Source organism: Flavilitoribacter nigricans DSM 23189 = NBRC 102662, from assembly GCF_002646595.1.
Classification (GTDB): Bacteria; Bacteroidota; Bacteroidia; order Chitinophagales; family Saprospiraceae; genus Flavilitoribacter; species Flavilitoribacter nigricans.
The window spans coordinates 1-15,508 of the sequence record NZ_PDUD01000037.1; the positions used below are offsets into that span (position 1 = coordinate 1).

Here is a 15,508-nt window from a genome sequence, read left to right on the forward strand (position 1 = left end):
CAGGGCCCATTACTTTTATTAGAGGCTTAAACCGCTTCTATAACATCCTCGAAGGATATTATTTATTCAGGTAGCAATCTTGTCAAAGAACTTACACAAAATGTGTGCATACCGTAAGTCTCGAAGACTTAGAAGGTCTTAATTGCCTCTACCGCCCATAACTCCGCCCCAGCTCAGCACCAAAAGCGGCTAAAAAATCCCCAATAGTAGCCTGGATCAATTCCACTGCCGATCGAAGCAGCGGAAACGCCAGGAGCAGCAATACGGACATCAGGATCAGAAAGGCACTGGTAAATACAAAGGAAGAATCTTGGGTAGGAGTAGGTTTCATGATCAAAAGTTTTTTGTTGTTGGTTGATGGGTTCAAAATTAGGAGGAGAAAGGAGTGGATACTACCGGTAATTATTATCAGGGGGTATTCCTTAGTATTTTAAGTTGAGCACCATTTATTCTTCGCAGATTCAGGGATTTAGGCGATTCCCGGCGGTTAATCACCGCCTACGTTGAATACTCATTTGCGCTGGGAATTTCCCACCTGATATGCCTATCTTTCAGGAAATAGAACTGAACACTTCTATGAGAACCGGGATCCTCATTATTGCCCTTACTTTCCGCATAACTTTTGTGATTGCCCAATCCTCGCCGGTGTATCGGCTTACTGTAAACTTCGAGGGGCTTAAGGCCGAGCGGGAACACGCTAACGATCTGTACCAGTATACCCGGGTGCTGGAAGATCCGAACGGGCAATGGACCTACCGGGATATCCTGACTAAAGAGCATGCCTTCGGACCGAACACGACCCGCTCCCAGAAGGATCTTCGAAAGGTATTTTGGGTGAGCCTGCAATTGCAATCCCCGGAACGGGACTCCTTTTTATTTTCTGTCGGCAAACTTTCCGAAGATCACAATCTGGTGGATATCTATTACGAAAGCGGGGACTCACTGATCCATCAGCGATCGGGATTTAGGAGAAGGCCGGCCGAAAAAGCCGTCCGCCGTCCGGGTTCTTATTTTTGGGTTTACCTGCCGGCCGATACTATTTGGACCGTTTATATCCGCGTGGATAATACCTACGGCGACTGCTCTTACTGCTGGCGGCAACCGCCCAAATTTCCCGTTTCCGTTTACCGGATAGATCCGGCATCCCTTGTCCATCCGGAAAATGCTTACGTACTGCAGGAGCTACCGAAAAGAAAAGCCCCGGGCATCCACAATGAGGTTCGCATGGTTGACTTGCAACCGTACCTGGAATTTTACTCGGATGCCAGTTGCCGGCAGGGTCTGGATAGCGTATTGGATGACTGGGACAAGGGCTCGTATTTAAGCGGCTACAAGCTGAAGGATTTCCCCTACGATACCTGTCATTGGGTACGGCTGCGGGTGGTCAATACCGATACCTTCGAGCGGACCAGAACCCTGGCGTATCTGGACACCCGCTGGAAACAGATAAGCTATTTCCTGCCCGATGCGCAAGGGAACTACCGTCGATACGAAGCAACACCCGATGCCAATAGCCAGGAAGCTTTTTCTTTTTCCGTACCGCCGCAGGACAGCATAATTCTCTATGTGCGCTATGCTGCCCGCAATCAGGATAATACCTATGCGATCAATGGAAGTATGGTCGATATCCACCCGGATGATCTTCGTAGGGAGCAGCAAAAGACCATGTACAAATATCTGATGCTGGGAGGTTTTCTTTTCTTTTTAATCTACTCCTTCCTGCAGCTATTGCTCTTTCGCGACCGGCTGTTATTCTACTATGTTTTGGGAATACTGGGGTGCATCCTTTTGGCTTTTTTGGGTTTGGAAGACCCTGTGCTTTTTAGGTTTACACCATCGGTATTATCCATTCCAAAGATGCTTGATGATCCCTTATCTATCCTCGCCCCGGCTCTGACGGTTTTTGGACTTTTAAAATTCTCCCAGATCGTATTGGATCTTAAAAGCCATTCACCCCGGTTCCATCGGATCGCCAATGTGATGATTGTCGCCTATCTGGTACTCAGTCTGCTCTTTGTGTTGGATTTCTTTCGCTTTTGGATGACGGGCCGGCCCAGTGATGATATCTGCTTTGGCTGCTACGCCAATAGCGTAAGGGTGTGGCTCAATCCGGTAATGGCCCTCTATATCATAATTGCCGGGCTGTGGGCCTACCGGAAGAACATCCCTCTGAGCGGCTACTTTTTAGTGGCTTTGCTACCGGTTTTACTCCCGATATTGTATAATTTCTTGTTTAAACTGAACAGGCTCTACTATTATGAAAAGTTCACCTTCTTTCTTTTGGGACTGTTCGGTACACTGGTCCTGTTCGGTCTGATCGTCGGCGCCCGCTTCAAAAGCATGCAGATGGAAAGGTCGCAGGCCGCCCAGCAAAAGATCAAGCTGCAAAACGAACTGCTTCAGATCGAAAGCAAGGCCCTGCGCGCGCAGATGAACCCCCATTTCATTTTCAACTGTCTGAATGCCATCAAAGGTCTGATCCAGGAGGCTGCCCACAAACAGGCGATCCACTATCTGACGCTATTTTCCAAATTCATCCGTCGGGTGCTGCAGCATTCTGAAGAAAAACAGATCAGTCTAGCGGAGGAGCTGGAGATGTCAAAATTGTACATCGAAATGGAACGGTTACGTTTCGAGGGATCTTTTATCTATACGGTTGAAGTGGATCGGGCTGTAGATACCAGCTTTTTTAAAGTGCCTCCGATGATCCTGCAACCCTTCCTGGAGAACGCAATCTGGCACGGTCTGATGCACAAGGATGGTGAACGGGAAGTCAAACTGATCGTACACCCGCAAGGGGAGGGGATCATCTGCATTGTGGAGGATAACGGTATCGGGCGGACCCAGTCGGCCACCCTGAACCTCCAGCGATCCGGGCAGCACCGCTCCTTCGGTACCCGGCTCATTCTGGATCGCCTGCAGGTGAACCGACAATTGTACCACAGCAGTTTTATGGTGAACATCGTCGACAAGATGACCAATGGCCGGGCTGCCGGGACGCGGGTGGAATTGAGTTTGGGCGGGTAGGCAGACCTTCTAAGTCTCCGAGACTTAGAAGGTCTTACCGGCAGTTAATCACGAAAGACGTTGAATACTCACTTGCGCTGGGAACTTCCGAACGATATGCCCATCTTTCAGTAAACAAAATGGAACACTGCTTTGAGAACCTGTATCCTGGTCTGGCCCCTGACTTTCAGTGGGATGTCGGCAAACGCTAGGATGTTGGAGGTCTCTGAAGAAAGTAAGTGTGTTTGGGATTTTTTCTTGGTGGCGTTTGCAGCCCAATTAATAATTCCCAAAAATGCCCAAAGATCTATTAACCCCTAAAATGATACACTGTGGCTATAAGTACTAGAAATGTTGTTTTCAGCCATCTCGGTCTGGATATTGACGTTGCTGTTCGTTCCGATCTGTTTATACGCTTAGGCCATGACTCTGCGGTCTGGTCGTTAAGGGATCAATTACAGGGAATCGCTACGGAATACGGTGATTTTGCCCTGCCTCCCAAACGTATTGCTCCCCATCCCCGCCTGTCGCCGTTGCCCGCTATCCATTTCGATCATTACAACTCATCGGTGGTAAACTGGCGCACACCTGATTCGTCTGGGACGGATTCCACGAGTGAACTTTCCCGACACGGCTTATTCCTGGGGACTTGCTTAAATTTCATGCAGGATGAGCACGGTAATACGTATGGATTCGGAGGAAACCTGAGTGAAATAATCGTAGGGGAAGTTGTAGGTCGGGGACTTGTCGGAGATATAGCCAATATAGTAGGTCAAATTGTTGCAGAAGGGATAAGCCTTGCTGATATAGTAGATGCAAACGTCATATTTAAACTGGCCTTATTTGATGAGGAGTTTAAAAAACACGATGAACATTTCATCGTAGAATTTCTTTCCAGCGTAATGGGAACGGATGATCTCCCAATCAATCTGGGGTATTTCGTCATGGATCATGAGGGAAGGGTGATCATTGTCAAAGACGGCACCCGGATTGAATTTGTAAAAAAAGATCCTGAGAACCATTTAGTGGTAGAACGATCCTGGAATATTCGCGAGGGACTGTCACCCTTCCTGAGTGAAGCAGCTGCGAACCATGGAATAGCCCAGGTGATCCCGACCTTTGATACGGGTTACTGGGTAATGGGTTTAGGAAAAGACAGTGAGCAGATACCTTCCTTTTTAGCTTTTGTCGATGATACGGGAAGCGTAGTGGACGCCATTGCTTTCCTGGATAAAATTAATCCGGCCATCGAATCTGAGATCCGCCACGAAGTTATTCAGAATGGTATGGCCATAGATCAGGATGGCGTATATATTGCAACGGATTGGGCGCTATATAAATTTACGCTCGATCGTTCCGGCCGGATTCGACAAAACTGGCGTACCGCCTACGAGCGCTCCAGCAAAGACCGGGAAAAACCGGGAGTGCTTTCCAAATTTGGTTCCGGCTCTACGCCGACTTTATTCGGAAAGAAAGACGACCTCATCGCTATTACCGATAATGCCGACGGACGGGTCAATTTAATGGTGTACACCCGCGAAGAGGGTCGGCCATTGTATAAAATCCCCTTATTCCACCCTAACCTCAGCGCGAATGAAAATACCGTAGTCGCTTACGAAGATAGCGTAGTCGTCCAAAACTGGCACAATGCTCCGGCGATGGATGAAAATATGGAAGGTTTGACTCCGGGCCTGGCCCGGTACGACTTATTTCCTGATCGTCAGAGCTATCCATATATCGAATGGGATCCCCGTTCCGGACCCGAAAATGAATATGTGAAGGAATGCTGGTTTAACGAGGATTTTGCCTCCACAGCGACGATTCGCCTGTCAACGGCTACCGGTTTATTATACGGTACGGTTCAGTTGCCCTCGGACCGCGTTCGCGCCGAATACGCCATGACGTATATCGACTTCGAAACGGGCCGCAAGGTAAAAGAGGTCTTCCTCGGCCGCGGCATGAATTATCGCATTGCGATGGCCCCGGCATACATTTTACCTGACGGTACGTTGATTCAACCCGTACGGGCCGGAATGTGCGTGATTAAGCCCTGATCTCTTCGCGACATGATAACCGCTGCATTACTTAACGAAGAAGTCCGCCTGCGTGCTTTCCTGTTAGCGGGAATGGCGCAATTGGCGTACGAAGCCGAAGCCGAGGAACGTAGCCTACGACTATTAGCCTGGGGCCTAAAGGAAAGACGGTGGATTGGAGCACCCAACCCCGCTCCGCATCCTACGGATACGGAGTGCACGCTTATCGAAGGGGACGATATTTTACTGTTTGCTTTTCGCGGCACCGAAACCGATACCACGGAAATCAGGAATATCCTTGATCTTTTAAATGATGGCTTAGCGGCCCAGGGGATTTTTTTTGGGACTAAAGTACACAGTGGTTTTGCCCATGCTACCCTGGCCGTCATGAACGTCGTAGCGGAAGAGGTAGAAACTGCCGGTCGCGATCGCGCGGTATGGGTGACCGGACATAGTTTAGGCGGAGCGATCGCTCAGTTGGCAAGTTTCCGCTTGTGCACCCTCGGACGGGCGCCACAGGGAGTAATAACGTACGGCGCCCCCCGGGTGGGCGGATTGATTTGGAAAGCAAGCGCCGCAGCCGCCGGTCTGACCGAACTGGCCGAACGATGGGTGAATACCAACGATCCCGCGCCCCGGCTACCTTTCACGATACAGGTCCCGATAATTATTCCGCTCAGTCCGATTTGGACTTCTGTCGGTAGGGTTAATTACGTTGATTGGCCCCATCGAACCATTCACCTGGATCACGTAGATCCTGTGGATGAACATTTGCCAACAACGGACTATACCGATCATGCTATCAATCGCTATAAATTACGGATCTGGCAATTGTTGAGCCCGGAAGAGAAAAATCGATTGGTAGCAATTTTCAACCCAATCCTTACTTGGAGAGAAACAGCCGGGAGATTAGTACGCGACGGGATTATCCCCGGCCCGGGAAATGGGTCTCTTCGCGCTATAATGGACAACATTTTTGTCTCGGAAGCCATCGATCCCGAGTCATCTTTGCGCGTCTTCCTGACCCGGCATTTTTAATTTACCAAATACCTTAACTAAAACCTTTTATTATGCAAAGCGACATTAAACTGGACGGTGTATACCTGGTTCTTGAAGGAGATTACCTCAAGTTTCGTGGTCATGACCTGATGCTCGATCGTCAGGCCAGACGCGGTCCCGAAAATCCCAGCGGTCCCCGGCGGGCGCTCGTACACGATCATAATGACGGCCTCACGATCAACTACGGTAGCGATTATCCGGGCGGCGTGACCGTCAACAACGGCAAGATCATCAATCCCATCCTCGAAGGGCGTATCCGGGCTACCGATACCTTCAAGGCCGAGAGTGGCCTCGACGTAAAGGGCGGCATGACCGTAAAGGGTTCGGCCGGCTTTGATGGCCGGATCACCGCGAAAGATATCCGACTATACGATTTGGGTTTGGAGACCTCTTCCACAGGCGGCAGCAGCGGCGGCCCGCTATCCGGTATAAATCTACCGGGACGGTTAAATCCCTCCCGTCCCACTTCAATCGCCCCCCGATCTCTGGTGGAAGTAATTAAGGAAATGGCGGAAAAGATCAAGGACTTAGAACGGGAAGTACAACGCCTTCGCAATGCATAAATAGGCCGCTGCAGTTTTCCTAACAACCTTGCTTAACCAAAACCGTCATCATGCACAGTGTACGCGAAATTGCCGAGAAAATGGACGAGCTCCTGCCGCCCAGAACGCTAAGGGGCCTGCTGGCCCTGCATCGTTGGGTGGATGCTACTGGTGTTCCGTCCTTGCGGGAAATTATGGATCGTCACCACGGATCCGTGAGCAAAAAAATGCTGTTTTACAATACTTACTTGTTGCCGGGAGTAGAGTATTCCATCGGTAAATTAGGGGATGCCTTCCTTCCTGATATTGAACCGGCACCGATCGGAGCAATACCCGAAATCGATTCGCGCCGGGAAGAGATCGCCCGCGCCATCCAACGCGAGGAATATGATATAGCAGCCCTGTGCGAGGTATTCCGGGAAAGCGAACAGCAGGCATTGCGACGCCCCTGGCCTGATGGATCCCTGACTACGGTGGCAGGTCCCGCCGAACTTATTGATATTGAAGTGCCGATACCACCCATGTTGTGGGATACGATCCGCCATACGCTGCAACATCTTCCTGTGGCCGGGAGTTTTTTGAAACCGTTTGCAAATTTATTGGGCCCATTCGGACATCTACTCCGCCCTACACTTAAAGGGACCACCCAAAGCAGTGGACTTTTTCTGATGGGCCGCGATATTCCGTTCACGTCGGCAGCGACCCATGTGTTCGAAAGTAAAGGAGAAGCTACTAAAGATGCGGACTTCTGGGCCTCAAAAGGGGTTTTAAGAGTAGTTATTCCCTTTTCCGGTGGAAACATCGAACTGTATTGTACCCATATCCACAGCGGCGGCAGCCTGTTGGATGAAACGCTTACTGAGGAAGATCGGGATCGGGTAAAAACCGATCAATACCGGGAACTCCGGGAGTTTATTCAGGCCCATAAGCAACCGGAACACATCGCAATTCTGGTGGGGGATTTCAACCGGGACGGCTTCAATCTGGAGGAACCGCGGTACCAGGCATTGGTCGAGGAAATGGAACGAGTCAATCTCTATGATCTCTGGCCGCAAAGAGGATTTGATGCAGACGGGAACGTATTACCGGGAGCTACTTACATGGGAGATGATGAATCATATGTATACCGGGAGCACGGCGAGACTATCTGTACCCTGGACGGACATCGCTGTAATGATTTGATCCCGCAACGGGACCCCAACCGCAGTCGTCTGGACTATATTTTTGTCGAGCGCCCCAGTGAAGCCCACTCGCTTAATCTTGATTTTACCCGGCCCCGTCGGGTGAATTTCACCCGGGAAGGTTCCGGTGGAGAGATGTTTTATCTGTCCGATCACCTTGGGCTCGAAACCACGTTGATTGTTTCAAGAAAAATATGAACTTCCCTGCGAGGCTAAGCCAGGTGTTGCTGCATTTTGACCCGGCAGGCAGTGCTCCGCTCAGGGAGCTCTAGATAAGATCGACTTAATGAAAAAGCGCCTATCCCAAACCCACTTTTGTCCTTTTCGGCATAAAATAAGTTTTGGATAGGCGCTTTAAGCCTATTTGTCCGTAGGAAGTTCTACCGGAATAGGTAGATCGGTAATTTATTGCCGTTAATAACCGGCATTCTGCACCAAAAATCCTTCCACATTCGACGCCCCATCAATCGCACTCTGCGGGATCGGGAACAGACGCTTGTTGACATCCCGATCCGTCTTTTCGGTCCAGGTGTCTTCGTATTTGCCAAAACGGATCTGATCTCCCCGGCGGAAACCTTCCCAATACAATTCAAATCCGCGTTCCCGAAACAGGATATCCAGATCGATCTCCGACAGTGCGGCCGGAGTTTGTTCCGGACGTGCCGTCCGGGAGGTACGGACGGTGTTGACATCCTCCAGGGCTCCGGCGGTATCACCGTTTCTCAGTCTGGCTTCGGCGCGCATCAGGTAGATCTCGGCGAGTCTCATCAACACCAGGTCTACGCTGCTGAAGTTGTTGCCGTTCGGTGAAGTGCGGCTGAACTGATACTTGGAAGCGCGGTAACCGGTATTGTGCAATCTGCCTTCATTGGTGAAATCCACCTGCAGTACGTGATTGACGTAACCGACATCCTTATCCGGACCATTGCCTTTGACCTGCTTCACGGGATAGATCCGGACACCGCCGTCGCAGGTTATGAACTGGCCGTCCGAGCCCTTTCTGGGACCCCATTGGATGCCTCGGAGAATACCCCGGTCCATTTCGAATTCCTCCGGAACTACGCAGTAATAATTCTCTTCATCGTTAAGTGGCGACAATCCGGTCAGGTCCTGGATCTGCTCCGGAACCAGCGTATTTCGCTGGTAAAAACGGGCGTCCGCCTCGGCGGGGTCCGTATCACCGTAGGCATCTACCCAGGTCTGGTAAAAGTCAGAAGTGATAGCCGGGCCGTCCGTTCCGTCGGCACTCGGGAATTCAGGGCGGGGAAACATGGAACCGGCGATCGACCAGTAGGCCCAGCGGCTGTGTTCCCGGTTCAATACCCCGCGTTGGTCCAGCGCGAAGATCAACTCTTTGTTGGAGTTATTCTCGTCGTTGAAAAGCGCAAAGTATTCCGGAGACAACTGGTACTGCCCCGAGTTGATGATATTGGTCGTATACTCGATCACTTTGTCCATGTCCACCTGCGTGAAGTTGGGTGTACCGTAGGGATCCCGGTAAACCGCGGCGTTCAGGTGCAATCTGGCCAGAAAGCCCCAAACGGCTCCCTGGGTCAGGCGACCGGGCCCTTTATCCGTATTGATCAGGTCGACTACCGAGAGGAGTTCATCCCGGATATAGGCGATCGCTTCGTCGCCCCGAAGTACCTGCGACAGTTCATCCGAGCGGTCTTTGGCGAAAACAAGCCCCCAACTATCCAGGGTCAGCATATTCAGGTACGCCCGCAGGGCTTTCATTTCGTACAGGGCACCGGCTGCTTCGTTATCTCCGTTATCGGCCAGTGGCGTTAAAACTTCGATCGCGGAAATGGCTCTCGAAATGTTTTTGGTCAGTTCATTCCAGGAACTGCCCACCAGATCGTTACCCGGAGTGATGGTGTGCCGGTGCGCATCCAGGAATTTACCGCCGTCGAACCAGTCCGTTCCCCCGCGGTAGGGGAGGATGGCTTCATCGGAGGGGATGAGCTGCAATCCGTAATAGTTGGTGTGTCTCCACGTCCAGGATACCTGACCGTAGGCCGGTGCAATGGCCCCGCTGACCGTTTCGGCCAGGCCCGAGCCGGTAAGGGATTCGTCGAGTACGATTTCTTCGAGATCGGTACAGCTCATGTGAAAGAACAGAAAAGCGCCGAGACCGATTATGGTGATGATCTTTTTATTCATGATAGTAAGTTTAAAATGCTACGTTTAGGCCTAACAATATGGTTCTTGCGGTGGGATAGGTAAAACGGTCTATCCCGAAAGTCTGAATGCCGCTGATCGAGCTGCCGGTATTCACCTCCGGATCGAAACCGGAATAATTGGTAAAGGTGAACAGATTTTGCCCGGTAAGGGAGATCTTTACGCTGGAAAACCAGTCGCCTACGCCCAGGTCCGCGGGAAGCAGTGTATAGGATATGGTGGCATTATTCAGCCGCAGGAAGCTGCCGTCTTCCAGATAGCGTGTGGAAACTTCATTGGAGTTGGTAATTGCTTCGTTATCGTACTCGACCGCAAAGTCGGTAGTATTGAAGGAAGAAGCCAGATTACCCCGGTTAAAAATCGACATCGCGGTGTGGTTGTAGATCTCGTTGCCCGCTACGCCGTTGAAGTTGAACCGCAGGTCTAACTGCTTATACCCAAAGTTTACATAAAAGGCATACAGCAGATCGGGCAGTGCGCTGCCCACAACGATCCGGTCGTTTTCCAGCACCTGTCCGTCGCCGTTCTGGTCCTTGAAGCGGTTCAGGCCATCCTCACCGATACCCGCAAACTCCTTCATATAGAAAGAACCGATGGCGTAGCCGTTCAGGTAACCGTTAATCGTAGCGCCCGTCTGCCCCGCGCCCTGGGCCGCACCGGTAGTCAGTACCGCAAAGGGAGAATTTTCCACCTTATTATCTGTATAGGCCAGGTTACCGCCGATGTTGTAGGTGAAAGCGCTCCGGTCGCCGCTGTTGTAGTCCAGCGTCAGCTCGAAACCGGAGTTCTTGATCACCATATCCGGCACGTTGGTCCAGTAGGTGGCAGTAGGTTGGATCGGATCCGCCGGGACTACTTCCAGCAGTACGTTCTCCGAACGCTTGTCGAAATAGTCCAGGGTACCGGTCAGGCGGTAGTCGAACAGGCCGAAATCCACCCCGATATTGGTTTGGGTGGATACTTCCCACTGAATGTCCGGATTGGCCAAACGGGTAAAGATGGAACCGTAGGGATAATCATCCAGCGTGCTGGCGTTGGGATCCAGCGGGTAGGTATCGTTGTTCGCTTTACTTTCGGTAAAACTTGCCTGCGTGATCTTGGAGGGAATCTCCTGGTTACCGGTCTGTCCCCAGCTGGCCCGCAGTTTCAGGTTGTCGAACGCGCCGCCCGCCATGAAATCTTCGTTGCTGAGGTTCCAGCCCAGGGCCAGCGATGGGAAGTAGCCGTATTTGTTGTTCTCCCCGAACTTGGAGGATCCGTCCGCCCGCATGGTCAGGGTCACCAGGTATTTACTGGCAAAGTTATAGTTGACCCTACCGAAAAAGGACTGCAGTTCGTTTTCGATGGCATAGGCCGAATAGTTGGTGGGTTGCTCCTGGGTACTGATCTGATCCTGGTAGACGGGTTCTATACCGTTGTTGGCAAAACCGGTCAGGGAGAATACTTTCTGTTGTTCGAAGGTCTTCTGGTAGGAATGCCCCGCCAGGAGGGTTACTCCGTGCTCACCCTGCTCAAACAGGTAGGTAAAAGTGTTCTCTACCAGATTATTGTTGTTTTTGGCGGTGATGGAGGTCAGCGAGCCGAGGTCCAGGCCTTCCAGCAGGGCGTAGGGGTTCAGCTGGATGATCCGGTCCGTATTGGAATAATCTACCCCAAGATTCAATTTATAGCTAAATCCCCGGGCAATCTCAAATGATGGAGAAATATTGGCCAGGATGCGGTTGTTGCTGGCCTCGTCCTTGTAGATCTGATTCCGGGCCAGCGGGTTGAGAATCCCGTCCAGGAGGGTCGCATCGTTACCCGTTTTACTGGGAATGGTCGGGTTCAGCCGCAACATGTCCAGTGCCATCGAACCGGCATCGGGCCGTGCGTTGAACGTCCGGGCGCCGGTAAGATTGTAATCGATCTTCAGGCGGCCGTTGATCGCGGTCTGGTTCAGGTTCACCCGGCCGGAGTAACGCTCCAGCGTGCTGTTGTTGAAGATACCTTCCTGCTTATCGTATCCCGCCGAGATGAAATAGCCGAACTTCTCACTGGCGGCACCGCCCATGGATAAGTGCACCCGGTTGGAGATGCCGGTCTGGGTCAGTTCGTCCTGCCAATCCGTATTGCCGCCGCCGTCAAACAGCGTACCGCCGGCAGCGGGCACCTGCCGACGAAATTCATCGGCGCTGAATACATCTATTTTATTGGCCAGGGAAGACCAGGCGGTAGAGACGGAAAGGTTCATTTCGGTTCTTCCGGTCTGGCCTTTCCGGGTAGTGATCACGACTACCCCGTTGGCGGCTCTGGCCCCGTACAGGGCAGTAGCCGAAGCATCTTTCAGGACGTTGATCGACTCGATATCCTGGGGGCTGATAAAGTTCAGCGGATTGGTCGCTACTCCAGTGGAAGCATTATCGATCACAAAACCGTCGATCACGTAGAGTGGTGTGGTTCCGGACCGCAAACTGCCCACCCCGCGGATGATCACGTTTTGGGCAGCTCCGGGCTCCCCGCTTACGGAAGACACGTTCACGCCCGCTACTTTACCCTGCAGGAGTTGCCCGGGGTTGACCACGACGCCGCGGTTGAAATCTTCGCTGTTTACCGAGCCGACGGCTCCGGTCACGTCTTCCTTTTTTTGCGAACCGTAGGCAATGACGACCACATCTTCCAAAACGGTGGCGTCGGATGCCATTTTTATCTCCAGGCTCGATTCGCTGCCCACGACTACTTCCTGGGTGACGTAACCCAGATAGGAGACCACTAGTACGGCTCCTTCGTCGGCGGAGAGAGAAAACCGGCCGTCTATATCCGTAATGGTACCGACTTCGGTGCCTCTTACCTGGACGGTTGCACCGGCCAGCGGCTCGCCATCCTCATCGGTGATGACGCCGTCGATAGGTTTTACCGCAGGTGGCGGTATGTTCATGATGGTCGCCAGGGAAGGCCCGTTGCCGGGGCTCCAGCTGGAATAAGGAAAACTGTTGTTGCTTTCCGGACTGAAGGCCATGACGTCGGACATCAGGCACATCAGGAAAAGGAAACTTATAATGTACTTTAAATTCATTTGTGCAGGTGTAAATGATCTGTTTTTGATTGAAATAATTGGATGCTTTCCAAAGGCTGCACCAGAAAGGTGGGCCCGGGAAAAGCTGCATAGGTGCTTTTTGTTAGGCATTCGTTTCATAAAGTATTGTTTTCGAGGCCCGTGGGCATCGGAGGTTACGACCTAAAAGCCATAGAAATCCATGGACGCATAGTGGAAATTTCCATTCCTTACTTGCGCTGTTGCCGGTTTTTCGACAACCCGATAAAACTTGTGGAAAATACATGCGGCCACAAACTACCTGGGACTGTTGTCAGGCCTTGTGCTCAAATTTGATAGGTCATGAGATCTAAAAATCGCCCAAAACTAGGTTGGCAATGTTAATTTGGATGCGATCCTGTGTTAACTAAAATGTAAGATTTGAATTTGAAATTTTATTCTAATAATGCACAATGTTGCGGAATAACAATTGGTCGATCCAATGTTAAGTAAATGTAAACAAAAGTATCAGAAATTCATAATCAAGGTCCAGACTGGTCGTAAAATGGGGATCGCGCTGCGCCGGATAGCAGGTACTCCCCGGGTTCGATCTATGGCACCGCCCGTTCGATGGATCCCGTAGCCGGTCGAACATTAAGGGAGCCCAACGCTTTTAAGAGATAAATACGTCTCTCTATTTAGAAACCGATAAAGAAATCAATATGAAAGCGATCCAAATTTTTTGTCTAATGACCGTTTTAACCCTATTGGGGTGTAATATAACGGATGAAGTCATCCCCGGAACTACTGATCCCGGAACCGGTGACGTGGAACCCGAACTTGTGACCTATCCGCTCGGATCATTTGGATGGGAGGTAGTGCAACAGACCCTACAACGCGCCAATGAAACGAGCAATACCGTGATCTCCCCGCTCAGTATTGCCGCAGCGCTATACATGACCTATAATGGGGCCGATGGGGAGACCCGGTCCGCCATGAACGAAACCCTGAAATTGAACGGCATTTCCGTGGATAGCCTCAATGCGGCCTACCGTCAACTGGCCGAATTGCTCGAAAACACCCGGGAAGGGGTGCGCCTGTCATCGGCCAACGCCGTATTCTGGGATGAGAACCGGGTAGATCCCGCGGAGAGCTTTCTGGCTAAACTGACCGCTTTTTACGAGGCCGAAACCTTTGCAGAGGACTTCCGGAACAATCCGGATGCCGTGCTGAATAAGATCAACGCCTGGGTCAATGAGGAAACGGAGGGACGGATCGAAAAAATACTCGAAGAACTGAATCCCGAAGAGGTGATGTTCCTGATCAATGCGCTTTATTTCATCGGCGACTGGGATAAACCTTTCGATCCCGATCAGACTTCCGATCGCCCCTTCACCACGAGCGACGGGCGGGAGATCATGGTGCCGACCATGTATCAGGATAGTCAGTTCAAATATTACGACGGGACGGATTTCAAAGGGGTATCCTGTACGTTTGCGGATACCAGTCTGGCGATGTGGTTCGTGCTGCCTCCGGCTGATCAGGATATCGATCAGTTCATCGCCTCCCTGGCCTACGACGATCTGGTGGACCGCTTCAACACCCAGGCGATCACGGGACGGCTGGACCTCCAACTGCCCAAGTTTAAGATCAACTATAAGATCCAGTTGAATGATGTGCTGAAAGCGATGGGAATGGAAATCGCCTTTGATCCCATGGAGGCAGATTTTTCCAATCTGGGCACTGCTACCGGCAATCTGTATATCTCCCGGGTGGAACACAAGACCTTTTTAAAGATCGATGAAAAAGGAGCGGAAGGAGCGGCCGTCACCAGCGTGGGTATTGCAGCTACCTCTCTGCCGCCCAGCATCAAATTCAACCGGCCGTTCTTAACGGTGCTGCTGCACAAGGCCACTAAAACGCCCATCTTCGTCGGCAAGATCGAAGATCCGACGTCGGAACAGTAGCCTTTGCTGAACCGGACCGACTCATTTTTTACCCATCCACCAATAATGGACTTTCGGACATTTGGACACTGATAACGTATCTCAGATCCAAATGTCCGAAATTTCAGTATGACTCCCGATCCTAACTTCCTACCATTCTGACCGCTTCCCAAAGAACTGGTTTTCTGCCATCTAGACCTTCCGTGCAACCAATAGAGCAACTTTTGTTGCTCCGTGCAACGAGGAGGCAGCATTTTCGCGCCGTTATTTTATCGAATTATACCGACACCCTCTAATTTTGTCCATGTCGTTAAGTTCTTGAACAAAAGAACCGGGGCAAGACTAAAATGCTCATTCGCTTGCCGGTCATTTAACAGTTCCGAAAAAGACCAATTCATTTTCTTCCAATAAGATCGGACTGCCGCAAAAGCGCGCAGCGCCAAAGGGATCGGTATGTCCGAAAGGGGAGAGGATTGAAAGGATTAACTTAAAACACGATGCTATGTTACCCAGTTTAGATGTTTTGTACAGCAACCACTTTATTCCCCAT

At 51.1% G+C, this 15,508-nt stretch carries 9 protein-coding genes; 6 read left to right on the forward strand and 3 right to left on the reverse strand.

Going from position 1 to position 15,508, the window contains the following annotated elements:
- Positions 1 to 148 precede the first annotated feature (148 nt).
- A complete protein-coding gene (locus CRP01_RS30345; RefSeq protein ID WP_099153832.1) occupies positions 149 to 331 on the reverse strand; it encodes a hypothetical protein in 183 nt (60 codons plus the stop codon).
- Positions 332 to 576: 245 nt separating this feature from the next.
- Between CRP01_RS30345 and CRP01_RS30350 the strand changes: the two genes are divergently transcribed.
- The 5 genes from CRP01_RS30350 to CRP01_RS30370 all read left to right on the forward strand — a co-directional run bounded on the left by CRP01_RS30350 (position 577) and on the right by CRP01_RS30370 (position 8,019).
- Positions 577 to 3,027: a histidine kinase gene (locus CRP01_RS30350; RefSeq protein WP_170110607.1), complete on the forward strand. Its 2,451-nt coding sequence runs from the start codon at positions 577 to 579 to the stop codon at positions 3,025 to 3,027.
- 311 nt (positions 3,028 to 3,338) lie between these two features.
- The gene (locus tag CRP01_RS30355) at positions 3,339 to 5,060 is read left to right on the forward strand and encodes a hypothetical protein (RefSeq protein ID WP_143473592.1); all 1,722 of its coding nucleotides are present in this window, start codon (positions 3,339 to 3,341) and stop codon (positions 5,058 to 5,060) included.
- A 12-nt stretch (positions 5,061 to 5,072) separates the two neighbouring features.
- Positions 5,073 to 6,077, forward strand: coding sequence for a lipase family protein (locus CRP01_RS30360; protein WP_099153835.1), 1,005 nt, complete (start codon positions 5,073 to 5,075; stop codon positions 6,075 to 6,077).
- A 32-nt stretch (positions 6,078 to 6,109) separates the two neighbouring features.
- Complete coding sequence (locus tag CRP01_RS30365) at positions 6,110 to 6,661, forward strand: hypothetical protein (protein WP_099153836.1); 552 nt, start codon at positions 6,110 to 6,112, stop codon at positions 6,659 to 6,661.
- 50 nt (positions 6,662 to 6,711) lie between these two features.
- Positions 6,712 to 8,019, forward strand: a complete 1,308-nt coding sequence (locus tag CRP01_RS30370) for an endonuclease/exonuclease/phosphatase family protein (RefSeq protein WP_099153837.1) — start codon at positions 6,712 to 6,714, stop codon at positions 8,017 to 8,019.
- Positions 8,020 to 8,235: 216 nt separating this feature from the next.
- Here the strand turns inward: CRP01_RS30370 and CRP01_RS30375 are convergent, their stop codons facing one another.
- Positions 8,236 to 9,984: a RagB/SusD family nutrient uptake outer membrane protein gene (locus tag CRP01_RS30375; protein ID WP_099153838.1), complete on the reverse strand. Its 1,749-nt coding sequence runs from the start codon at positions 9,982 to 9,984 to the stop codon at positions 8,236 to 8,238.
- Positions 9,985 to 9,994: 10 nt separating this feature from the next.
- Positions 9,995 to 13,054, reverse strand: coding sequence for a SusC/RagA family TonB-linked outer membrane protein (locus CRP01_RS30380; RefSeq protein ID WP_222845837.1), 3,060 nt, complete (start codon positions 13,052 to 13,054; stop codon positions 9,995 to 9,997).
- A gap of 707 nt (positions 13,055 to 13,761) precedes the next feature.
- On the opposite strand from CRP01_RS30380, the gene CRP01_RS30385 reads away from it, so the two are divergent.
- On the forward strand, positions 13,762 to 14,979 hold the full coding sequence (locus CRP01_RS30385; RefSeq protein ID WP_170110608.1) for a serpin family protein: 1,218 nt from the start codon (positions 13,762 to 13,764) through the stop codon (positions 14,977 to 14,979).
- Positions 14,980 to 15,508: the final 529 nt, after the last annotated feature.

Bases quoted from the DNA above. Each gene is read 5' to 3' on its own strand.
- CRP01_RS30370 (WP_099153837.1), top strand. From the start codon at position 6,712: ATGCACAGTGTACGCGAAATTGCCGAGAAAATGGACGAGCTCCTGCCG.
- CRP01_RS30345 (WP_099153832.1), bottom strand. From the start codon at position 331: ATGAAACCTACTCCTACCCAAGATTCTTCCTTTGTATTTACCAGTGCC.
- CRP01_RS30360 (WP_099153835.1), top strand. From the start codon at position 5,073: ATGATAACCGCTGCATTACTTAACGAAGAAGTCCGCCTGCGTGCTTTC.
- CRP01_RS30385 (WP_170110608.1), top strand. From the start codon at position 13,762: ATGACCGTTTTAACCCTATTGGGGTGTAATATAACGGATGAAGTCATC.
- CRP01_RS30365 (WP_099153836.1), top strand. From the start codon at position 6,110: ATGCAAAGCGACATTAAACTGGACGGTGTATACCTGGTTCTTGAAGGA.
- CRP01_RS30350 (WP_170110607.1), top strand. From the start codon at position 577: ATGAGAACCGGGATCCTCATTATTGCCCTTACTTTCCGCATAACTTTT.
- CRP01_RS30380 (WP_222845837.1), bottom strand. From the start codon at position 13,054: ATGAATTTAAAGTACATTATAAGTTTCCTTTTCCTGATGTGCCTGATG.
- CRP01_RS30375 (WP_099153838.1), bottom strand. From the start codon at position 9,984: ATGAATAAAAAGATCATCACCATAATCGGTCTCGGCGCTTTTCTGTTC.